A 21,345-nucleotide genomic window follows, 5' to 3' on the forward strand; every position below is an offset into this window, starting at 1 on the left:
TTACAGCACGTTCGCCGATATGACCATTCGGCAGGGCCCTTCGCCGTGCCTCTGCCTCATAGGCTGCCAGGTGGCCGAGACGGAATGCTGCGACTTGGCATACGGCGCGGTGAAATTCGCCCCACCTCCAGGGAAACCATCTCACCCATTCTCGGGTATATTTCGCGTTTTCCCAGGTCGCATGAGGGTAAATACCCGAATGCGGGCGATGACCCCGAGGTGGATCCTCGGGTAGGCTGCGTTTCGTTCGGTTCGCTAGGGAGGGCCGGACGGAACCGATACCAAGGAGGATCTGCTATGGAAACTAATCTCTCTCGTCGCGGATTTCTGACGGGCGCCGCCGCTGCCGGCGCGCTGGCCGCCATGGGTTTGGCGGGCTGTGCGCCCCAGGCTGCCGGTGAGGGCGGCACGAAGACTGCCGACACGGGAAGCGCCCCGTCCTGGCGCGACAAGCCGGAGATGCCCACCGAGTTCGTGGAGACTATCGACGCCGACATTGTCGTCGTGGGCGGCGGTAACGCGGGCATGCCGGCTGCAACGACGGCGGCCCAGAACGGCGCGAAGGTGGTCGTGCTGCAAAAGGAGGGAACGGTGGCCATGGCCCGCGAGGCCGTGGGCGCTCTGAATTCCAAGCTGGCTCCCGATCACATCGTGGACGTGCCCGAGCTTATGAACCACGCCAACATGACCCAGTCGGGCGACGCGAACATGCTTATGTACAAGACTTGGGCCGAGAAGTCCGGCGAGATGATCGAGTGGATGGCCGATACCCTGGGCCCCAAGGGCATGCTCTTCCCCTTCGAGTGGCATTGCCCCGACGATCCGCATGCCTACTATCCAGCTATGTGCTACAACCCCTGCCTTGGCGAGTACAATCCCGATGGCCCGAACTACAACTCCTATGCTCACGTGGAGGTCATGGCCGAGGTGTTCCAGGAGCTCGGCGGCGAAATTCGCTTCGAGACGCCGGCCCAGCAGCTTATCCTGGATGAGTCCGGTCGTGTGACCGGCGTGGTGGCTGAGGGCAAGGACGGCTTCATCCAGGTGAACGCCTCCAAGGGCGTCATCGTGTGCACAGGTGGCTATGGCGCCAACATTGAGATGCTGAACGACCTGTGCCCGGGCAATTCCACCTGGTGCGCCTTGCGCGATTCCGTGACCGAGACCGGCGACGGCATCCGCATGGCCCTGTGGGCCGGGGCCGAGTTGGAGGCCGGCGGTGCGTGCATGATCTGGAATCGCGCCATTCTGCCCGATGGCTTCGAGTTCTCCGAGGACCGCATGGGTGGCGACATCTTCCTGCCTGGCAGCCAGCCCTTCCTGCACGTGAACGTGAACGGCGAGCGCTTCATGAACGAGGACCAGTGCTACCCCATGAGCTATGCTGCCGGCGCGAACCAGCCGAAGCACTACAGCTGGATCGTGTGGGACGGCAACTACTGGGACGACATTGCCCAGTTCGATACCTGTGGCTGCTCGCGCCTGTACCCTGCGCCTTCCGGCACTGCCTTCAACGCCGATGTGTACGACTGCGAGGCCATCACCAAGGAGCACCTCGACGAGTTCTGGCTGGCGCCCCGCCTGGAGGCCGGTACCCTGAAGAAGGCCGATACGCTGGAGGAGCTGGCCGATATGATGGACTTCGACGCCGATCAGAAGGCCACTTTCTTGGCTACCGTGGCCCGCTACAACGAGCTGGCCGCCGCAGGTGAGGATACCGATTTCGGCAAGCCGGCCTATCGTCTCACCGATGTGGAAGCGGCGCCCTTCTATGCGGCGCGCATCGGCGGCGAGCTGCTGGTGACCATCCATGGCGTCATCACCGATGTGAACGCTCAGCCGCTGCGCACCGACGGCAGCGTGATCGAGGGGCTGTACGTGTGCGGCAACGACCAGGGCGGCTTCTACCCGCACAACTACCCGTCAAACTTCACGGGCATTAACGCCGGCCGCTGCGCCACGTTCGGTCGCATCGCCGCCAAACACGCCCTCGGCGTAGAGTAGCGCGATTCCGCCGTCGTTGCGAGGTGCGGTCGGGCAAAGGAGGCACGGGTGTCCTTTGCCTCCTTCCGCCCGGTGATGTTGCGGCTTTGCTAGTCGATCGCGAGCCTGCCTCCCTCCCCGCAGGCGATCATCTTGGGGCTCTCCCTCGGGAGAGCCCTTCTGTTTGACACGGCGATTCACGTTGGTCGCCTCCGTGGCGCTCGGGGCTAAGGGGAGGCGTTTTTTCGATCAGCAAGCGGAGTGCCTTTCCGACGTTTCGCTTCGCTTGGAAATGGACAAAAAGCACCACTTCTCGTCATTGGAGGCTTTGTTTTGCGCCGCACAGGGAAAGTGGGAGGCAAGGCGGGAGGCGTTTCCCCAGGTCGCTATCGATGAGAATAGCCTGCGGCAGGCCTCCGACTACGATAAGTGCTCCTTTTTGGCCATTCTAGCTTCTAGCGTTGAACGAGATCGATAAGCTCTTGGCGGGAATGCACGCCGAGCTTCGCGTAGATGTGCTTGGCGTGGGTGGCCGCCGTCTCGCGGCTGATGATGAGCTCGTCGCGGATGTAGGGGATGGAGCGGCCCTGGGAAAGCAGCGCGAACACCTCGGTTTCGCGGGGCGTGAGCCGGTGTTCTGCAGCAAGTGCGGCGATGCGTGCTTCAGGGTCGGTCTCGGTAGCGGATTCGCTGTTGGGGTTCGGCCCCAGCTCCACGACGCTGGCGATTTCGATGCCGGCACCGATGCTGTCGGCGGTGTGGGCGTTGGCACCGTCGACGGTGCTGGCACTTTCGGCTGCGCCGTGAACAGCGGGTTCGACGGGATTTTGCTCGGGCACTTGCAGGAAAGCCGACGTCTCGCCCATGACCATCATGGTGACGACGACAAGAACAACGATGCTTATGGTGCTGACCCACAGAATGCCCTCAGGGCTAGTGGTGATCCATGGCCCCAGAACGGTCCATATCACTACGCCCAAAAGATCGCCGGCGTGTACGAACAGCCACCCGAGGCTCGATGCCTGGGCGGGGGTGGCGCGCCCGGCGGCGGCATAGTTCGCGAAGTAGATCTGCGCGATGAGGCAGAAGGTGAAGCGACCTCCGAGGGAGGCTGCCGCAGCCGCGATGTTCCCGTCGTTGCCGAGCAGGATTACGGCGGCAAGCCCAATGACCAGGGTGGGGCAAATCCAGCGGTAGAGGAAGAACATCGAGATGCGACGCGGGCCCGATACGGCCATAGCGGCCACGAGTGCCATCATAAGGGCGCTGAACACGAGAATGGTCTGCAGGGCGAGACCTTCCACGTAATCGGCCCGATTCATACCAGCGATGCTGACGACGGCGAATACCACGAGGATGCCGCACCCCGTGCGGCCGAGACCCGCCAAGAGATGCCGCGCGTCGGTTTTCCCGCTTGTGCGAGCAGTCTGGGCTAGGCGCCGTTCCGTCTTATCCGCGTTGTCGGTCCAGACGAGGTGGAGACACAGCCCTGACAAAAGGGGGAGCACGGTTGCAGCGGCGATGGCGACCCAGCCTTCCATGGCCGAAACGAGCAGTACGAGCACTGCCGCAGACACCGAGGAGATCGGCGCGAGCAGCTCCGATTTCTCGCGGGGAATGACGGCGTAGTACTCGCCCCACATCACCCAGAGCAGTGCGCTGCCGACTCCTGTCATTATCGATCCGACACCGAACAGTACAGCGTTGGCTGCTGGATCGGTGGGAACAATGAACAGCAGCGGCGTGCTCGCGGCAGTGAGGAAAGGCGCGGCAGCGCGCAGTGCGCGGTGGTTGGTCGGCGCCCCGAAATGTGGCTCGGCAACGACAATGACGATAAGAGTGGTCACGGAAGTGGCCAGGGGAAAGGCCGCGTAGTAAAGAGCCGAGCCCAGGGCCATGCCCTCTTGCCATACCTGGGTGCTCACGGCTCCAGTGGCATTAGTGTAGAACACGCAGAACACCCAGGCGAGCAGAAACGCCCAGCCCAGCCGGCGCAGTGGCATCCCGTTTGCGCGTAGGTTCTCGAGCACCAATCCTCCCCTCCATAGGTATTCCCATTGTACCCGAGTTCACATTGCCAACCATCGCAGACGGGAAGGTAGGCTACCCTATTTCTCGCCCAGGTCGGTGAAGCCGTCGGCGTAGGCGGTGGGTACCACGAGCGATGATTTCGAGTCCTTCATGGACTCGTTCACCAGGTGCATCTGGCGCAGCTTGAAGGCCATCTCGTCCTGGCGGTACAGCTCGGTGGCCTCCAGCAGCATGGCGGCGATGTCCTTCTCCACTTCGGCGAGCACGACGCGGGCATCGCGCTCGCGCTCGGCCTTGGCCTCGGCGGCCATGGACTGTTGCAGGTCCTTTGGAATCACGATGTCGTGGATCTCCACGAACAGGATGGACACGCCCCAGGCACTCGTCTTCTCCTCGATGGCACGGCGCAGCTCCTCGTCCAGCTGCACACGGCGCATGGCCACGTCGGCCACGTCCTTGCGGCCGATGGCGTCGCGCAGGGCCGTTTGGGCCGCCATGGCCACGGAATCGTAGTAGTCCTCCACTTCCAGGCACGCCTTCTTCGCGTCCCAAACGATCCAGAACACGGCGGCGTCCACGTTGATGGGCACCAGATCGGCAGTGAGGGTTTCCTCGGCGCCGAAGCCGGTGAGCATGACGCGCTGGTCGGCGCGCAGGGCGATATGGTCGAGGAAGGGGATGGTGAGGTAGATGCCCGGCCCCACGGTGCGGCTGTAGTTGCCGAAGCGCAGGATGACCACCTTCTCCCATTCCGGCGCGATGCGCACGGTGAAGATGGCGAGCACCGCCACGGCGATGGCCGTGCAGATGATCCAGATGTCGATGCCGCCCGTGAGAGCCAACCCCGCCCCGCACACCACGAGGAAGGCGCCCACGAACAGGGCGGCCGAGAACACGATGGGGGCGTTCTCGTCGGTGTGCTTGGTCTTGGGCGAGTTGTAGCGCTCAATGCGCGGGGCGTCGCCCAGCTTGGCTTCGGCATCGCGATGGCGCGGGTCGTGGTGGCTGCTAGTGCGTCTTGCCATAATAGTCCCTCTTCTCGTCGGCGGCGACGGCGGCCTTGTCGGCCAGGGTCTGCACGATGTCGGTCAGGCGGCGCTGGATGTCGCGGTAGGTCAGGCCCAGGGCGCGGTATTCCTCCACGCACTGTTCGGCCATGGCGTCCACGGCGTTTTCGGGGGAATCGTCCACGGTGACGTTCTTCTGCACGTACATGCCGCGCCCGCGCACCGACACGATGAGGTTGCTGGATTCCAGGTCGCGGTAGGCCTTGGTCACGGTGTTGTAGTTCACGCGGGCCTCGGCCGAGAGGCTCCGCAGACTGGGCAGCTGTTCGCCGGCCTTGAAGTAGCCGGTGCGGATGAGGTGGGCCAGCCGGTTGCGCAGCTGCACCCACAGGGGCAGATCCGACGACTCGTCGATGGCGAAGAGCGCCTCGCTTTCCGCGTCGCCGGCGTCTGGGCTCGAGGCGGTGGGGTAAGTCGGGTTGGCCAGTGCCGCGGCGCCGGGCTCGGCGGGGGCGTCCCGTCGCTCTCGGCCGGCCGGCGGCGCTTCGCGGGCAGCCTCGGCGCGATTCGGTTCCACATCGGCCAACTTGGTGTCGATCAGCTGGTAGACATTCGTTCCCATTAGTGCACCCCACAGACTATGACGATCCAACGAAGGCAGCATGCGCCGACCAGGCACACGAAATCCGAGACGGGAATGGTGCGGCAGTCTTTGCGCAAGAGCGCGTACAGTTCTACGAGGAAGGGTATCACAATTCCTAAGCCGATCACTCCCAATATACTCACGGGCAGCAGGTCGGGCGAGGTAATCAGCGCGAGGGAAGCGGCGGCCTTGGGATTGGCCGCGGTGGCTCCCACAAAGGCGCCCAGGCAGAGAAATTCCAGAGCCAGGCAGGCGAGATGGCAGCGCTGGAGGGGGCGGGTGGCCCGCAGCAGGTAGGTTTGCCCTTGCACGAAGTAGTCGATGAGCAGCACCGTTGAGATGCCTGACGACAGCGCCGAGAAGAAGAACAGGCCCACGAGGGCGGGGGTGTGCCACAGGGGCACCCCGATGTTGCTCATGAGGAAGACGCCGGTGTAGGCCATGACGGCCACCGAGCACAGGCAGCAGAGCGTTTCCAGCACGCGCTTCACCGCCCCGCCGAGCAAGCGGCTGTGGAACAGGTTCGCCAGAGTGAGCAAAATACCCAGGCCCAGTTCGCAGGCGAGCACCACGGCTCCGAAGGTGAGCACGGTCGGTCGCGGGATGAGGAAGATGAGCAGGGCCCGGTCGGGCATCTCCAGATCCCACCACAGGCAGATCATGGAGATGGCGAGGATGGCGGTGCAGGCTGTGTAGACTGCCGATTTCAGGGTGCGAAACGCTGTGCGCAGCCGATCGGACCGGTAGGGCGCTCGGCGATGGAAGGCGAGTGACCAGGCAGCCATCACGAGAAAGCCGCCGCCGGCGGCGCCACCCAAAAACAGGTACGCTATGATCAACGTGCTGTACAAAGCCCCTCGTTCCACGTGGCGGGAGAGGGCCGCGATTGGCTCGGTTGTGACCGGTCGCGCGGTGTCCCCGTTGCTCCTCCGCCCTGCTGCGTCTCACTACTGAATTACTGAATGCCTAAACTATATCAGATGGACTCTGCTTTAAGCCAGAGCACCCTATTGCCAATAAGGTACAAGGGGATGCTCTCCATCCATGCTTGCTCCCGGTAATTCGAAAGCGAGAACCGACGCGCTTGCACCGGGGGGTCTCGCCCTCGAAAACAAAGGGGGATTGTAAAAACAAGGACGTAAAAGTATGTGAGCCAACACTTTTCAGGACGAACTTGCCATGGGAGAGCGGAAGGCGATTCTGCAAGGTGGTCCCGGGGCGTGATATTTGGTGGTTGACTGATGTACTGAATCACTATAGTATATCAGTAGGGAAATCGATCCGGACGGTTTCGCATTGGAAGAGAGAGTTCCGGGTTGCTTGCGTGCATCGTTTCTGCGCGGGGAGTTTCGGAACGGAATGCATGAAGGGGGAGACAATGGAAAAACCTCATGTGTCTGCGACGCACGACTCGCTGAGTCGTCGTCAGTTCGTTAAGGCGAGCGGCGCCATCGCCGCATCGGCGGCCGCCCTGTCGGCGGTGGGCTGCGCTCCCGGTACCGAAATCGCCGAGACCGGCGGCGAGAACGACGATTTCGTCGTGGCCAATCCCGAAGAAGGAGGCACCTGGGTGCCCGCAGCCTGCTGGCACAACTGCGGCGGTCGATGCGTCAACAAGGTGATGGTGAAGGACGGCGTCGTAGTGCGCCAGAAAACCGACGACAGCCACGAGGATACCCCCGAGTATCCCCAGCAGCGCGGCTGCGTGCGCGGCAAGGCCCAGCAGCAGCAATGCTTCGGCGCCGACCGTCTGCTGTATCCCATGAAGCGCAAGAATTGGTCGCCCGAGAACCCTAACGGCGATCTGCGCGGCAAAGACGAATGGGAGCGCATCAGTTGGGACGAGGCCATCAAGTATGTGGCCGATCAGTTCAAGACAATTATTGAGAAGTATGGCGCTGAATCTATCCTTGTCGGTGGTCTCGCTTCTCGCTCGGAGGCGCCGTATCTGAACGCTATTGGCGGTCATACCTCTATTTCCGACTCAACATCTCATGGGGTGTACAACATGCCGTGGCCCCAGTACATCGGCATTACCAATATGGACTTGATGGACTGGACCACCATGATGACAACGGGAAATGACCGCATGGATCTCCTGAACGCTGATACGGTGCTATTCTACAGCTCGAATCCTGCCTGGTCTGCCGCGGGTACTCCTATCATGAGTTTTATTCGGGCGAAAGAAAACGGAACGAAATTCATCTCGGTTGATCCGATGTACACCGCCTCGGCCCACATGCTCGATGCCGATTGGGTGCCTGTTCGCACGGGCACCGATACGGCTTTTCTCCTTGGAGTTGCCTCTGAGATGCTGCGCCTCGACGAAGAAGAGGGCAATATTGTCGATTGGGACTTCCTCGATAAGTATACAGTCGGTTTTGATGCCGACCACAAGCCTACCGATTTGAAGGAAGACGTGAACTTCCGCGATTACTTGGCGGGCGCTTACGACGGTATCCCGAAAACCGCCCAATGGGCATCCGGCATCTGCGGCACTCCGGTGGAGAAGATCACAGAGTTTGCTCGCTCCATCGGCAAGGCCCACAACGTGTGGATGCTGCACAACTTCGGTATGGCCCGTTGCACAGGGGCCGAGAACATACCTCAGCTGTTCATGACGATCACCGCTATGGGTGGCCACATCGGCAAGCCGGGCAACTGCATGTCGTCGAACTACCATCAGATGAACTGCGGGAATTCGGGGCCCTATTTGGTGCTGCCGGGCGCCGCTGGTCTGCCTGTCGTGCCGAACCCGGTTGAAGGGGTCATTCCTGGTCCCCAGGCATGGGATGCGGTGTTCTCGGGGAAGTATCACTACTGCGGCGACTTCTACGGTGGCGTGCAGGGCGTGCCTGGCGAGGATCGCACGTGCGATATCCGCTGCATCGTTCATGATACATCGGCTTATCTTCAGACTGGCCCTAACATGAAGCGCGGCATTGAGGCGCATCGCAAGGTTGATTTCGTTGTGTCGAAGGCACAGTTCCTTACCACAAACGCCAAATATTCCGACATCGTGTTGCCCGTGAATACCGAATGGGAGCGCCCGGGGCGCCTGGATATGTCGAATCGCGAGTTCCTCTCTTGTGCATCACAGGTGATCGAGCCTTTGGGCGAGTCGAAATCCGATCAGGAAATCAACACGCTGCTCCTTGAGGCGCTGGGAGTCGACCCGATGACGGTGTATCCGTTCGACGAAAAGCAGGGCTTCTTCAATTCTATCGCCACAAGTATGGTGATGGGCAAGGAGGGCTACGGTCCTCTGGTGACCATTACCGAACAGGATATTGCGGAGTGGGGCGTGGAAGGAACGCCGCAAGAAGGTGTGGTCGCTCTTGCCGATTTCATTAAGAACGGCGGCTACCAGGTTGAGCGCAAGTTGGGCGACGAGCAGAGTCAGTACATCGGCTATGCGGCATTCATCGCCGATCCCGAGGCTAACCCGCTGCCATCGAATAGCGGCAAGTTCGAGATTTGCAGCCAGGCGAAAGCTGATGGTCTGAACCAGGTCGGTTTCAGCAATCACGATTACAAGCCCTACCCCGAGTATTTGGTTCCCGAAGTGGGTTATGAGAGCACGTTTGCCGGCGGTGACATTGGGGGCGAGAAAGGCGAGTACCCGTTCCTGCTGTTTACGCCTCACTATATGCGGCGCTCGCACTCGGTGTTCAACAACTGCCCGTGGCTGCGTGAATCGTGGCCGAACCCCGTGTTCCTGAATGCTGCCGATGCGGCAGCGAAGGGTGTGGCCGAGGGCGACACGGTGCGCGTGTGGACCGAATTCGGCAGTGTTCTGCGCACGGCGGCGCTCATGGAGAATATGATGCCGGGCCATGTGGGCATTCCCCACGGTGCGTGGTCAAACGTGGACGAGGAGACCGGCATCGATCATGGCGGGGCCGACAACTACCTGATTGGTAATCACATTTACGGTATGGGCGTGACCGGCTACAACAACAATAACTGCAACTTTGAGAAATACGCTGGCGAGTCTATTGAGCCCGATTGCATGGTCGATCAGCGTATCATCGAACTTGCGTAAGGAGGGGCACAATGGCCATTGGATTTTACGTTGACATGACCCGCTGCATCGGATGTCGCGCCTGCGAGGTGGCATGCAAGGATAAGAACCGCCTGAATGTGGGTATGACGTTCCGCAACGCGCATACCTACACGACAGGTACCTTTCCAAACATTGGCATGTTTTCCTGCACGTTCTCCTGCAACCATTGCGAGAGCCCGGCTTGTGTGGCGAACTGCCCGACCGGGGCGATGTTCAAGTCGGAGGACGGCGCGGTGCTGCACAAAGACGACGTGTGCATCGGCTGCAAGACCTGCGTGAACTCGTGCCCCTATCAGGTGCCGGTGCTCGACGAGGAGTTGGGCATCTCTCGCAAATGCGACAGCTGCGTGGCCATCCGCCAGGCCGGCGGCACGCCGGCGTGTGTGGCGGGCTGCCCGAACCGCGCCCTGGACTTCGGCGAGATCGAGGACTTGAAGGCGACTTACGGCGAGGGCCTCGTGAACGAGACCACGGTGCATGGCGATCCGTCCATGACGAGCCCGAGCCTTTTGGTGCGCGCCAAAGATGCCGCGACTAGCGGCGAGCCCACCGAAGTGTCCTGGTAAGACAGCGCTTGCGGGCGGCGAGGGCCTGGGGCCTTCGCCGCCCAACGGGTTGCGCTCGGTTGCGGGCACTTCTGTTCGGAGCCGAAAAGTAGTGTTTCAGTGAGAGGGAAGACCATGGGGCATTTCGACGAGCGTGCGTTGGCCGAATTGGCGGCGCGCACCTACACCTATCGTATGCTGCATATCGTGTTCGGCAGCGAGCCGACCGAGCAGGAGCTAGCGCTGCTCGGCGGTGAGGCGACCGCCGCAGCGTGCGCGGCGCTGACTTTCGCGGGCTACAGCGAGGCGGCGCTGCTGACCTCGGCTGTCTCGCCCTTCGCAGACCGCCTGGAGACTCCGGCCTTTGCGGACGAGCTGCGCGACCAGTACGTCCGTCTGTTCATGGTGCCCGGCGAGGGGTACGTGAAGCCCTGGGAATCGGTGTACGCTACGGCTGAGGCCACGCTGTTCACGCGTCGCACGCTCGATGTGCGCGCGGCCTACGAATCGCTGGGCTTTCAAGCCCAGGAAAAGGGACACTTCCCCGAAGACCACCTGTCCATGATGCTCGATTTCATGGCGGCCGTGGCCGAGCGTGCCTACGAGGCGGCCGCTGCTGGCGACGATGGACGGGCTGCGCGCCTGCTGGATGCTCAGCTCGCCTTTGCGGGCACGCATCTTTCCAATTGGCTTCCCAAGTTGAGGACGGCCCTCGAGGCGCACGACGCCAGCGGCTTCTTTGCCACCTTTGGTCGCGTTACCGAGGCGTTTGTGGAAGAGGATCGCCGCCTCGTGGCGGAGTTGACTGCCCCGCTTGTTCCCGCCTGCTGTTGCGAGTCGTAGGCAATCGAGTGGTGCCTACTGGGGCTGCCGGCTGCGGCGAATGCGGTCGAACTCCTGCTGCACGGCATCGGTGGGCGGCTCTCCCGCGGGGAGGCAATTGGGGTCGGCAACCATGCGATGGCCTTCCCCGATAAGTACGTCGATGTCGTACAGCCCATGGGCCGCAATCGCGGCCAGCGGTGATTCCCCGAACGACGGCGGATGCTTCTCGTGGGCTGCTTTCGCAAGCGCTCCAGGCTCCCCTATTGCCCCGTGGCCTCGCGGGCGGCTTCCTCGGTGAAGCCCTGGGTGTAGGCGCTCGGCACCACCAGCGTGCCGCTGGCGCCCTTCACGCCCTCGTTCAGCAGATGCATCTGGCGCAGTTTGAAGGCGCACTCGTCGTCGCGGTAGATGTCGCTGGCCTCGTGCAGCATGGCGGCGATGTCCTTCTCCACCTCGGCCAGCACCATGCGGGCGTCGCGCTCGCGCTCGGCGCGGGCCTCGGCGGACATGTCCTCCTGCAGCGACCGGGGAATCACCACGTCGCGGATCTCCACCGACAGCACCGAGATGCCCCAGGGCTCGGTCTTCTCCTCGATGGCGGCCTTCAGCTCCTCATCCAGGCGCACGCGGCGCGAAATGAGGTCGGTGATGGACTTGCGGCCGATGGCGTCGCGCAGGGTGGTCTGGCTGGCCAGGGCCACGGAGTCGTAGTAGTCCTCCACCTCCATGCAGGCCTTCTCGGCATTCCACACCATCCAGAACACGATGGCGTTCACATTCACGGGCACCATGTCGGCGGTGAGGGCCTCCTCGGCGCCGAAGCCGGTCAGCTGCACGCGGGAATCGGCGCGCAGGGCCACGTGGTCGATGAAGGGCACGGTGACGAACACGCCCGGCCCGGCGGTGCGCTGGTACTTGCCCAGGCGCAGGATGACCACCTGCTCCCATTGGGAGGCCACCCGCACGGTGAGCACGGTGAAGGTGGACGCGAGCACCGAGGCGGCCACCACCCACACGTTCACCTCGCCGGCGATAAGCCAGCCGACAGCCACAGCGATCAGGGCCGTAGTGCAGAACAGCGCGGCCGAGAAGATGGTGCCGGCGTTCTCGTCGGCGTAGCGGGTCTTGGGCGAGTTGTAGGCCTCGATGGAAAAGGTGTCCTCGCGCTCGCGGCGCTGCGAGCCGGTGGGTAGTGTGGCCTTGGGAAACTTCTTCATGGGCGCTTAGCTCCTTTGCGGGTCGGCGTCCTTCTCGGCGGACAGGCGTACGGAAAGCAGGATGTCGTCCAGGTGCCCGGCGATGTCCTCGTAGGTCATGCCGCGGGCGCGGTACTGGCGGATGCAGTCTTCGAAGATGGCGTCCACGTCGGCGGTGGTGTCGTCGGTGCCCGTGGCCGCCTGCACGAACATGCCGCGGCCGCGCAGCGACACCACGAGTCCGGCCAGTTCCAGGTCGCGATAGGCGCGGGCCACCGTGTTGTAGTTGATGTGGGCCGAGGCCGCCAGACTGCGTACGCTGGGCAGCTGCTCGCCCTCCTTCAACGCGCCGGTGCGGATGAGGAAGGTGAAGCGGTTGCGCAGTTGCGCCCAGATGGGCAGATCGGAGTTCTCATCCACGGCGAACAGATCGCCGGGGCCCAGCTCGCTGGGGGTGGTGGCCTCGCGTGCGGCGGTGGCGTGCGGATACGGTTTCATCGGCTAATGCGCTCCTCCCATGATCAAGCACCAGCGAAGGCAGAAGCCTCCGATCAGGCAGATAACATCAGAGACGGGGATGGCCCGCCAGCTTTTCTGTGTCAGCGCATAGGTTTCCAGCGCCAGCGGCACCACGAGCCCCATGCCGACAGCCCCCACCACGGCGGTTTGCAGCAGCCCCGGCTCGCGCAGCAGCGCCAGGGCCGACGCGGTGTCGGGATTGGCCAGCACGGCGGCGGTGAAGGCGATCAGGGTGACGGCTTCGGCGGCCAGCACGGCGAGGTGCGCCCGCTGAAGGGGCCGGGCGGCGCGCAGCAGCAAGGTCTTGCCCTGGACGAACCAGTTGCACAAAAGCACCACCGAGATACCCGACGAGGTGGACGAGCAGAGAAACAGCCCGATGAGCCACGGCGAGCTCCACAGGGCCACGGCCTTCTGGTTGAACAGGTACACGGCGGTGTAGGTCATCACGGCCAGGGAGGTGGCGACGCAGACCCACTCCAGGGCCGCCTTCGCGCGTCCGGTCGCGAAGCGCGGGCGCAGCCCGTTGGCGATGACCAGGGCGAATCCCACCAGCGCTTCTAAGCTGAGTACGAAGAATCCGAAGGTGAGCGCCGTGGGCTGGGGCCGCAGCAACAGCAGCAGCGCCTTCTCGGGCACCTTCAGATCGGCGAACAGGCAGCCGAGCGAGATGATCAGCAGCACGAAGCTCACCGTGTACACCACGCGCTTCATCACCCGAAACGCCAGACGCAGCCGGCGATCGCGCACCCGCTCTTCGCGGTGGTGGAACCCCAGGCTCCATACGGCCATGACGAGGAAGGCCCCGCTGGCCGCGCCGCCGAGAAACAGGTATACGATCACGAGCTCGCTGTACACGTTCGGCCCTTCCGCCGCTAGTGTCCCACCGTTTCGCAACATTATGACACAAAAGATCAGGGTTGGCGGGAGATGGGGCTGGTGCGGCGGGGACTCGCGGGGCGCAAGGGGCCAGGGGCGGGGGAGGGGCGTGGGTCGGGGCAGGGCGACGGCAGGTGCGGGGCAGGGGCAGGGGCGGGAGAGCGATGGGGAGCGACGGGGAGCGATGGGGGGACGACCAACTCGCGCTTCTCGCGAGAATCTATTTGACCGAATCGGTGAATCGGTATATTATGACACCTGTGAACGCCGAGGAGCGTTCGAGGGCTCGCACGAGTGAGGGTGACGCTGGGGGAATTGACGTCGGCCTTCAGATTCGCCGAAAGCGTGCGGCAATGAGATAGGGGAGGATTCATGTCTGAGAAATCTCTGTCACGACGCAGCTTCCTGCAGTGGAGCGCGCTGGGCGCAGGCGCCATCGGCGCCTCGGGCCTGGTGGCCTGCGCTTCGGGCGACGGCGCCGGCGAGGGTGGAGATAACCTCGCCGAGACCGGCCTGACCGAAACCGGCGAGTGGAAGAACGCGCCCTGCTACAACAATTGCAGCTGCGGTAGCTCGCGGTGCCTGAATCGCGTGTACGTGGAAGACGGCGTGCCGCTGAAGATGCGCTCCGACGAGGCCGAAGAGGACAGCTATGCCGTGCCGCAGCGCCGCAGCTGCCTGCGCGGCCGCGCGAAGATCGGCGAGGTGTACTCGCCGGCCCGCATCAAGTATCCCATGAAGCGCAAGAACTTCAGCCTGGATAACCCCCAGGGCGAGCTGCGCGGACGCGACGAATGGGAGCGCATGAGTTGGGAAGACGCCCTGGATCTGGTGGCCGAGGGTATCAAGAAGATGATTGACAAATACGGCTCCAAGGGCATTCTCTGCGGCGGTTCCACCAATATTTCCGACGGCTATTACGATCAGAACGTCTGCCTGTTGGATGCTCTGGGCGGCTCGGTGCACCACGAGGCCGGCACCGTGTCTTACGGCTCGTGGGCCGTGGCGGATACCCATATTCTCGGCGGCAGCCTGAATATGACCAACACACCGCACCATCTCCAGATGGTGACGAGCGATCTGCATGTGATGTTCGGCTGCAACTGGGCGGCCAACAAGGCGGGCAACCACACGTGGTTCATGCACGAGTGCCGCAAGCGCGGGGCGAAGGTGATCATCATCGACCCGTGGCTCAACCAGACGGCCCAGGCCATCGCCGATGAGTGGATTCCGATTCTGCCGGGTACCGATACCGCCCTCGTGATCGCTATCTGCCACGAGTGGATCAATGCGGGCACCTTCGATCAGGAGTTCCTCGACAAGTACTGTGTCGGCTTCGACGAGAGGACCATGCCCGCCACCGCGCCCGCGAATGCCTCGTGGAAGGACTACGTCATGGGTACGGGCTACGACATGACGCCCAAGACCCCCGAGTGGGCCGAGGCCATCTGCGGTGTGCCCGCCGACAAGATCCGCGAGCTTGCCGCCGAGATCGCGGCGGTGGACAAGGTGGACTTCTTCGCCAGCCAGTCCACGTCGAAGATCCCCGCGGGCGAGCAATTCGTGCAGAGCTTCTACACCATGGCGCTCATGCACGGCGGCGTGGGCACCCCGGGTCACTACTTCGGCTGGTCGGGCATCAAGGACTTCACGAGCAGCATGGTCATGGCCGGCGCCTACTGCCCGGTGGATGCCGACCCAGTGAACCCGCTCATGCCCGAGGGTGCTCCCGTCTTCATGTTCTATCCCATTCCCGTGTTCGACAAGCTGGGCGATAAGGAATGGCTGAACCTGGAACCCTCCGAGTGCTGGCGTTCCATCAAGGCCGGCGAGTACGGCCGCGATTGCTGGCCCGGCGGCAAGATCAAGCTCGATATCCATGCGGCCTACTTCGGGGGCCACATGAGCACGCTGAACCAGATCGCCGACACCATGACCGGTATCGAAGTGGTGCGTGGCATGGACTTCGTGTGGGGCGTGAATCCCTTCTTCGATTCCACGCGCCAGTACTGCGACGTGGTGCTGCCCTGCGTCACCTTCTGGGAAAAGCCGAACAAGGCCTTCTTCGGCGATGCCTCCTCCGTGCTGTGGTTCGATCAGATTCTCGAGCCCCTGTACGAATCGAAGTACGAGAGCTGGATCGCCGAGGAGCTGGCGAGCCGTCTGGGCCTGGATCCCAAGGTGGTGAACACCATGACCGACGCCGAGCGCACCTACGCCACGGTACGCGACGGCATCTTCATGGACGGCACCACCTATGAGACCTCGCCTTTGCTCACCATTACTCAGGAGGAGGTGGACACCTACTTCCCCGGCACCACCGGCCAACCCCAGGAGGGCAAGTTCACTTTCCAGGAGTTCCGCGAGAAGGGTATCCTGAAGGCGCCGCTGACCGAGGACATGTTCGTGCCCGAGCCTTGGATGGCGTTTATCAACGATCCCGAGGGCGCGCCTTTGGCCACGGCGTCCGGCAAGTTCGAGATCTACTGCGAGACGCTGGCCTATATGGTGAACTCCGTGGGCTATTCCCAGATCGCGCCCATCGGCATGTACCAGATCGGCGATCCCGAGCAGGGTGCCGGCACTCAGACCGACGAGTTCCCCCTGCTTTTGTGGACCCCGCATTCCCTGCGTCGTGCCCATTCGGTGAACGACAACGTCACCTCGCTGCGCCAGGCTTTCCCCCAGGAATGCTTCATGTCGGTGGTGGACGCCGAGGCCCGCGGCATCAAGAACGGTGACACCGTGCTGATGACGAGCCCCCACGGCAAGGTGCTGCGCCATGCCAAGGTGACCCCCTACATCGTGCCCGGCGCCGTGGCGATGCAGGACGGCGCGTGGTTCGAGATCGACGAGGAGACCGGCATCGACTTGGGCGGCTGTCCCAACGTGCTGCAGGCGCCGAAGTCTTCGGGTGGCGGCTGCCAGGCGTGGACGGGCACGCTTTTGCAGGTGGAGAAATACGACGGCCCGCTTACCCTTGAGGCCGACTGGGCGCGTCCGGTGGTCACGCCGGTGGGCATCGCGGAATAGATGGGAGCTGACTTATGACTCAGTACGCTTTTTACTTCAACTCCGCCGCCTGCACCGGCTGCAAGACCTGCCAGGTGGGCTGCAAGGAGTACTACCACCTGCCCGCTGCGAATCTGCAGCGCCGCGTGGTGAACTACGGCGGCGGCTCGTGGAAGCCCACCGAGACCGGCCACTATGTGCCCGACGGTGTGTTCAGCTATTTCATGTCGATGGCCTGCAATCACTGCATGAACCCCGCCTGCGTGGAGAACTGTCCCACGGGCGCCATGCAGAAGGACGCCGAGACGGGCATCGTGTGGACCGATCACGAGGTGTGCATCGGTTGCGGCACCTGCGTGTCGGCCTGCCCCTACGAGGCGCCCCAGCTGAACGAGGACGCCGGCTACTCCATCAAGTGCGACATGTGCCGCGATGAGCTGACGCTCGACCGCAAGCCCGTCTGCGTGATGGCCTGCCCGATGCGCGCCCTGGATTGGGGCGAGCGCGACGAGCTGGTGGCCACTTACGGCGAGGGCCAGATGGAAACCGAGCCGCTGCCCAAGAACGCCACCGGCGCCACTACCATTATCGATCCGCACCCGTCCGCCCAGGCGACGGGCTCTGGAACCGGTTCGGTGATCACCATCGCCGACGAGCTGTAGGCGCGTGTTGCCGGGAGGGTCGCGCGGCGGCCCTCCCAGTTCCGTTGCCGACGCCGGGCGGGAAGCCCCCCCCCTCCCTCTGCTTCCCGTCCGGCGTCGGCGCCCGCCGCGGAATCCGTTGTTCGGGCCCTCCCTACTTCGAAGTGCGAATGGGCAATCGCCCGAAAGGCAGATCGGGGTTGGATTTCGCCTTCTGCGCGTGAAAGTGGCGCTCGATTGCGAAAAGTAAACGGCAACCGCGCTCATTTCGCGTTTTAGGGGGCATTTCCTGGGTTGAATCCTAAGATTCTGGCACTCGATTGCGAAAAGTAGTCACGGGCGTTTACTTTTCGCAATCGAGTGCCACTTTGGGCGGCAAGTATTGAAAAACAGCCGCGACGTCTCATCGTCGCTGACTGAAAGGAACCGCTATGACCGATGCTGTGACCGACACGATGGCTGATGCGATGACCGATGAGGAGTTGCGGGCGGCGCAGGTTGCCCTGAACCTGGCGGCCCACCTGCTGTACGATGAGCCCACCGACGAGGCCCTGGCGGCCTATTTGGAGCCCGGCCTGTTCGAGAGCAGCCCCTTCGGCGAGGACGACGAAGCGGTGCGAGCGGGGCTGACGCTGCTGGACGCCTGGTGCCGCGAGACGGCCGCCGCGGTGGCTGCCGACCCGGCGGCCCTGCACAGCCGCGCGGCCGATCTGCGCAGCGACTGGCTGAACCTGCTCGTGGGCGCCGGCGCGCCGAAGGCTCCCAGCTGGGCCGGCTACTACCTGAACCCCAGCAGCGCCATCTTAGGCGAGAGTGCCCTGGCCGTGCGCGCCCTGTACAAGCGCCACGGTTTCCAGGTTCAGCGCCTGAACCAGGAGCCCGACGATCACCTGGGCCTCATGCTGGCCTTCGCCGCCCAGCTCATTCAACAGCAGTTGGTTGCCCGCGGGGAGGGGGCCGCGGCTGCGGTCGAGAGCACGGTGGCGTGCCAGCGGGAGCTGTTCCAGCATTCCGTGCTGCCGTGGCTGGCCGCCTGGCGCTGGTCGGTGGCGCAGTTCGCGCGCACCGATTTCTATCGCGGCGTGGGCGAGTTGGTGTTCGGCCTTGGGCGCGCCTGGGCCGCCCGCCTCGGGTTCCAATACGTGGATGACGCGGAGAATCCGCGCTTCGTGCTAGCTTCATAGTACACTGGGCCTGCTCTCGCGGTGAGAAGGAGGCCCCCATGATCGAGAAGATAACGGCAGCGAACCTGGACGCTATCGCCAATCCGGTGCTGCGGGATTACGCCCGGCGCTACGTGGATATCGAGGCGGGTTTCCGCGAGGCCGCGGCTGCCTTCGGCGTGCCCTTTGCGGAGCGGGCGGCGGGGGAAGCGGTCGCGCCGGACGGTGTGACCGCGCGACCCGCCGGGACCGCCGCGCAGACCGCCGGGGCCGCAAGTGCCAGCGACGGTGCGGCGCCGACCGTCTCCGCCCCCGCGGGCCTGCGCGTGCTGAACGACGGGAAGAGCCTGGTGGCGAACTGGCAGTCCTCGGCCTGCGAGGTGTGCCGCTTGGGTCTGGGCACCGAGACCTTTGTGATGACCCTGGCCTGTCCGCGACGCTGCTTCTTCTGCTTCAATCCCAATCAGGCCGACTTTGACGATCGCGCCCCGGGTCCGCGCGATGTGGTGGCCCAGCTGGAGGCTCGGGCCGCCCAAGGTGCTCGCTACACGCATCTGGCCCTCACCGGTGGCGAGCCTCTGCTGTATCCCGATGACACCGTGACTTTCTTCCGGCGCGCCAAGGAGCTGTTCCCCGGCGTGCACACGCGCCTGTACACGAGCGGGGCGGGATTGGACGAGAACCTGCTGGCCCGTCTGCGCGCCGTCGGGTTGGATGAGGTGCGCTTCAGCATCAAGACCGACGACGCTCCTAAGGACCGGGAGGCGGTGCTTGGCCTCATCCGCCGCGCTTGCGCGTTCATTCCCGATGTGATGGTGGAGATGCCCGTGATGCCCGACGAGGTGGCGCTCATGAAGGAGCTGCTCGTGCGTCTCGATGGCTTCGGGGTGCGCGGCATCAACCTCTTGGAACTGGGCTTCCCTTTCTTCAACGGCCAGGAGTTCGCCCGCCGCGGCTATCAGTTGAAGGCCGAGCCCTACGGCGTGCTGTACGACTACGCCTACGCCGCCGGGCTGCCGGTGGCTGGCAGCGAGGAGGCCTGCCGCGAACTGCTGGCCTTCGTGCTGGACGAAGGGCTCTCCCTGGGTGCCCACTACTGCTCCATGGAGAATAAGCACACCGGCCAGGTGTTCCAGCAGAACGCGCCCCATGCCGCGACCTATCCGCTGCGCCAGATGTCGCCGCGCGACCATTTCCTGAAGTCGGCGAAGGTGTTCGGAGCCGATCGAGGGCCCGCGCGCGACGCCCTGACGGCCGCCGGCGCTCCCTTCCAAGACGATGGGGACTTCGACTTCACCGAGTTCTCGCTGGTGGCTCTGCCGGCGTTGGAGGCGACGATGCCCTATGCGCCCGTGGCCATCAGCTACGCCATCTGCGAGCCGCGCGAAGGAGAGGTGGTGCTGCGCGAGCTGCGCCTCGACCTGACCACTCCCGCCACCTTCCATGAAGCGGACTGGTGAGCGAAGCGCCTGAAAGTGGCGCGGAATTGCGGAAAGTAAACGCAGCTGACAACTATTCGCAATTCCGCGCCATCCCCGTAAAAGCCGACCTGGGAAAACTTCCCCTACGCCTCCCAGAGAAAGCGGGAGACGTTTACTTTTCGTCGTTTTGTGCCATTTTCGTCCGCTTAAATTTGAAAGTCACCGGTGCCAAGGGGGCTGGCGTCGCGCCCGCGCTCTACTTCAAGCGGAACTTCAGCAGCACGGGGTTGTGGTCGGAATAGGCGAAGTCCAAGTCGACGGTCTCGTAGAAGGTCGGCTCCACGTTGTCCGAGTAGATGAACGTGTCCATTACCCAGCGGTCGTTGGTGCCGTCGTAGGGACGTCCCGCATCGCGACAGGTGCCGGCGTCGGAGAAGCCGGCGATGCCCGTCTCGTCCAGCTTCGCCTTCGATGCCACGGTGAAGCCCTCGGGCACGCCGTCAAAGTCGTAGGGCTTGGCCCAGCTCTCCACCGCGTCGGTGGCGTTGCCGTAGACATCGCCCGACACGCCGATCATGTCGTGGTTGTAGTCGCCCCCGGCGATCACGTAGTTGCCCGCGGCTCGCTCGCGCTTCATGTCCTCGTAGAGGGTGGCGCGCTGGGCGGCCATGATGGAGTCATCGGCCCCGTAGGCCGACAGATGCACGTTGAACAGCACCAGGTCGGCGCCGCTCGAGGTGGGAATGCGACAGATGGAATAGCAGCGGTCCAGGTCGAGGAACTTGCCCAAGCCCTCGGAGATGGGCAGGCTGCGGCGGGTGCCGTCGGCCACGGGATAGGCGGAAAGCGTGACGAGCCCGGCCTTGTTGGCGCCATGGGGCGCGTAGAGCGGCCAGGCGAGAAACGGCGAGTCGTAGTTTTGGCAGAATACCGACCAGAGCGCCGGGTACTGCCGGCGCAGCAGGTCATACTCGTTGATGTGATAGCTGCGGGTGCCGTCGATGTCCACTTCCTGGAACAGGACGAAGGTGGGCGCGAGGGATTTCACCGCCGCAGCCGACCCTTCGATGCTCTTGGTCACCGCTTCGGGGCTGGCGGCCACCGAGCCGGTGCCCCCGTCCATGAAGAAATCGAAGGCCTGGTTGTAGGCACCGAAGCCCAAATTGGCCGAGACCACGGTCATCTCCGGGTTCAGGGTCAGATCGATGGCGGGGGCGCCGCCCTCGTTGGGCGCGGCCGGGGAATCGACGGCCAGGGCGAGATTGTCGTCCAGGCGGTGGTAGCTGACCATCACATAGGCCGCGTAGAGGCCCGCAGCCAGCAGAACGGCAACGAAAAGGGCGACGATGACTTTCAGAATCCTCAGGGCCATGGCTGCTCCGAACATCGAGGCGGGTCGTGGCCCTATTGTACG

16 protein-coding genes are annotated in these 21,345 nt (G+C 63.6%); 8 read left to right on the top strand and 8 right to left on the bottom strand.

All coding sequences use genetic code 11. The features are described 5' to 3' along the window. Positions 1-297: 297 nt before the first annotated feature. Entirely contained in the window at positions 298-2,004 is a 1,707-nt protein-coding gene (locus tag G503_RS0106295; protein ID WP_028026908.1) for an FAD-dependent oxidoreductase, read from the top strand. Between the two features lie 434 nt (positions 2,005-2,438). Here G503_RS0106295 and G503_RS14070 read toward each other — a convergent pair whose 3' ends face one another. From G503_RS14070 to nrfD (G503_RS0106320), 4 genes are all read right to left on the bottom strand, one after another. After that, complete coding sequence (locus tag G503_RS14070; protein WP_156891950.1) at positions 2,439-3,986, bottom strand: response regulator transcription factor; 1,548 nt, start codon at positions 3,984-3,986, stop codon at positions 2,439-2,441. A 105-nt stretch (positions 3,987-4,091) separates the two neighbouring features. After that, on the bottom strand, positions 4,092-5,039 hold the full coding sequence (locus G503_RS14075; RefSeq protein ID WP_035022116.1) for a slipin family protein: 948 nt from the start codon (positions 5,037-5,039) through the stop codon (positions 4,092-4,094). Continuing rightward, positions 5,023-5,643 (bottom strand): GntR family transcriptional regulator, encoded by a 621-nt coding sequence (locus G503_RS0106315; RefSeq protein ID WP_084636333.1) that lies wholly within the window; start codon positions 5,641-5,643, stop codon positions 5,023-5,025. The genes G503_RS14075 and G503_RS0106315 overlap by 17 nt, the downstream gene beginning before the upstream one ends. Beyond that, on the bottom strand, positions 5,643-6,515 hold the full coding sequence (gene nrfD / locus G503_RS0106320; protein ID WP_028026911.1) for an NrfD/PsrC family molybdoenzyme membrane anchor subunit: 873 nt from the start codon (positions 6,513-6,515) through the stop codon (positions 5,643-5,645). Before nrfD (G503_RS0106320) ends, G503_RS0106315 begins: the two co-directional genes overlap by 1 nt. A gap of 527 nt (positions 6,516-7,042) precedes the next feature. Between nrfD (G503_RS0106320) and G503_RS0106325 the strand changes: the two genes are divergently transcribed. From G503_RS0106325 to G503_RS15600, 3 genes are all read left to right on the top strand, one after another. After that, positions 7,043-9,709 (top strand): molybdopterin-dependent oxidoreductase, encoded by a 2,667-nt coding sequence (locus tag G503_RS0106325; protein ID WP_028026912.1) that lies wholly within the window; start codon positions 7,043-7,045, stop codon positions 9,707-9,709. Between the two features lie 11 nt (positions 9,710-9,720). Next, positions 9,721-10,296: a 4Fe-4S dicluster domain-containing protein gene (locus G503_RS0106330; protein WP_028026913.1), complete on the top strand. Its 576-nt coding sequence runs from the start codon at positions 9,721-9,723 to the stop codon at positions 10,294-10,296. Between the two features lie 114 nt (positions 10,297-10,410). Further along, positions 10,411-11,118 (top strand): TorD/DmsD family molecular chaperone, encoded by a 708-nt coding sequence (locus G503_RS15600; RefSeq protein WP_051190990.1) that lies wholly within the window; start codon positions 10,411-10,413, stop codon positions 11,116-11,118. A gap of 242 nt (positions 11,119-11,360) precedes the next feature. Here G503_RS15600 and G503_RS0106340 read toward each other — a convergent pair whose 3' ends face one another. Genes G503_RS0106340 through nrfD (G503_RS0106350) form a run of 3 tightly spaced genes read right to left on the bottom strand, consistent with a single transcriptional unit; the run spans position 11,361 to position 13,673 of the window. Continuing rightward, on the bottom strand, positions 11,361-12,317 hold the full coding sequence (locus tag G503_RS0106340) for a slipin family protein (protein WP_169628149.1): 957 nt from the start codon (positions 12,315-12,317) through the stop codon (positions 11,361-11,363). 6 nt (positions 12,318-12,323) lie between these two features. Then, positions 12,324-12,794, bottom strand: a complete 471-nt coding sequence (locus tag G503_RS0106345; protein ID WP_051190991.1) for a GntR family transcriptional regulator — start codon at positions 12,792-12,794, stop codon at positions 12,324-12,326. Between the two features lie 3 nt (positions 12,795-12,797). Further along, positions 12,798-13,673, bottom strand: a complete 876-nt coding sequence (nrfD, locus tag G503_RS0106350) for an NrfD/PsrC family molybdoenzyme membrane anchor subunit (protein WP_028026916.1) — start codon at positions 13,671-13,673, stop codon at positions 12,798-12,800. 393 nt (positions 13,674-14,066) lie between these two features. Between nrfD (G503_RS0106350) and G503_RS0106360 the strand changes: the two genes are divergently transcribed. From G503_RS0106360 to G503_RS0106375, 4 genes are all read left to right on the top strand, one after another. Then, positions 14,067-16,727: a molybdopterin-dependent oxidoreductase gene (locus G503_RS0106360; RefSeq protein ID WP_028026918.1), complete on the top strand. Its 2,661-nt coding sequence runs from the start codon at positions 14,067-14,069 to the stop codon at positions 16,725-16,727. A 14-nt stretch (positions 16,728-16,741) separates the two neighbouring features. Next, on the top strand, positions 16,742-17,368 hold the full coding sequence (locus G503_RS0106365; RefSeq protein ID WP_028026919.1) for a 4Fe-4S dicluster domain-containing protein: 627 nt from the start codon (positions 16,742-16,744) through the stop codon (positions 17,366-17,368). A 410-nt stretch (positions 17,369-17,778) separates the two neighbouring features. Beyond that, on the top strand, positions 17,779-18,531 hold the full coding sequence (locus G503_RS0106370) for a TorD/DmsD family molecular chaperone (protein ID WP_051190992.1): 753 nt from the start codon (positions 17,779-17,781) through the stop codon (positions 18,529-18,531). A gap of 38 nt (positions 18,532-18,569) precedes the next feature. After that, positions 18,570-19,970 carry a radical SAM protein gene (locus G503_RS0106375; RefSeq protein ID WP_051190993.1) on the top strand — a complete coding sequence of 467 codons (1,401 nt, stop codon included), beginning with the start codon at positions 18,570-18,572 and terminating at the stop codon, positions 19,968-19,970. 217 nt (positions 19,971-20,187) lie between these two features. On the opposite strand, the gene G503_RS0106380 is transcribed toward G503_RS0106375, so the two are convergent. Next, the gene (locus G503_RS0106380; protein ID WP_035022120.1) at positions 20,188-21,303 is read right to left on the bottom strand and encodes an endonuclease/exonuclease/phosphatase family protein; all 1,116 of its coding nucleotides are present in this window, start codon (positions 21,301-21,303) and stop codon (positions 20,188-20,190) included. Between the last annotated feature and the right edge of the window lie 42 nt (positions 21,304-21,345).

It is taken from the genome of Adlercreutzia mucosicola DSM 19490, from assembly GCF_000422625.1.
GTDB classification, from domain to species: domain Bacteria; phylum Actinomycetota; class Coriobacteriia; order Coriobacteriales; family Eggerthellaceae; genus Adlercreutzia; species Adlercreutzia mucosicola.

Bases quoted from the DNA above. Each gene is read 5' to 3' on its own strand.
- G503_RS0106295 (WP_028026908.1), top strand. From the start codon at position 298: ATGGAAACTAATCTCTCTCGTCGCGGATTTCTGACGGGCGCCGCCGCT.
- G503_RS14070 (WP_156891950.1), bottom strand. From the start codon at position 3,986: ATGCCACTGCGCCGGCTGGGCTGGGCGTTTCTGCTCGCCTGGGTGTTC.
- G503_RS14075 (WP_035022116.1), bottom strand. From the start codon at position 5,039: ATGGCAAGACGCACTAGCAGCCACCACGACCCGCGCCATCGCGATGCC.
- G503_RS0106315 (WP_084636333.1), bottom strand. From the start codon at position 5,643: ATGGGAACGAATGTCTACCAGCTGATCGACACCAAGTTGGCCGATGTG.
- G503_RS0106325 (WP_028026912.1), top strand. From the start codon at position 7,043: ATGGAAAAACCTCATGTGTCTGCGACGCACGACTCGCTGAGTCGTCGT.
- G503_RS0106330 (WP_028026913.1), top strand. From the start codon at position 9,721: ATGGCCATTGGATTTTACGTTGACATGACCCGCTGCATCGGATGTCGC.
- G503_RS15600 (WP_051190990.1), top strand. From the start codon at position 10,411: ATGGGGCATTTCGACGAGCGTGCGTTGGCCGAATTGGCGGCGCGCACC.
- G503_RS0106340 (WP_169628149.1), bottom strand. From the start codon at position 12,317: ATGAAGAAGTTTCCCAAGGCCACACTACCCACCGGCTCGCAGCGCCGC.
- G503_RS0106345 (WP_051190991.1), bottom strand. From the start codon at position 12,794: ATGAAACCGTATCCGCACGCCACCGCCGCACGCGAGGCCACCACCCCC.
- G503_RS0106360 (WP_028026918.1), top strand. From the start codon at position 14,067: ATGTCTGAGAAATCTCTGTCACGACGCAGCTTCCTGCAGTGGAGCGCG.
- G503_RS0106365 (WP_028026919.1), top strand. From the start codon at position 16,742: ATGACTCAGTACGCTTTTTACTTCAACTCCGCCGCCTGCACCGGCTGC.
- G503_RS0106370 (WP_051190992.1), top strand. From the start codon at position 17,779: ATGACCGATGCTGTGACCGACACGATGGCTGATGCGATGACCGATGAG.
- G503_RS0106375 (WP_051190993.1), top strand. From the start codon at position 18,570: ATGATCGAGAAGATAACGGCAGCGAACCTGGACGCTATCGCCAATCCG.
- G503_RS0106380 (WP_035022120.1), bottom strand. From the start codon at position 21,303: ATGGCCCTGAGGATTCTGAAAGTCATCGTCGCCCTTTTCGTTGCCGTT.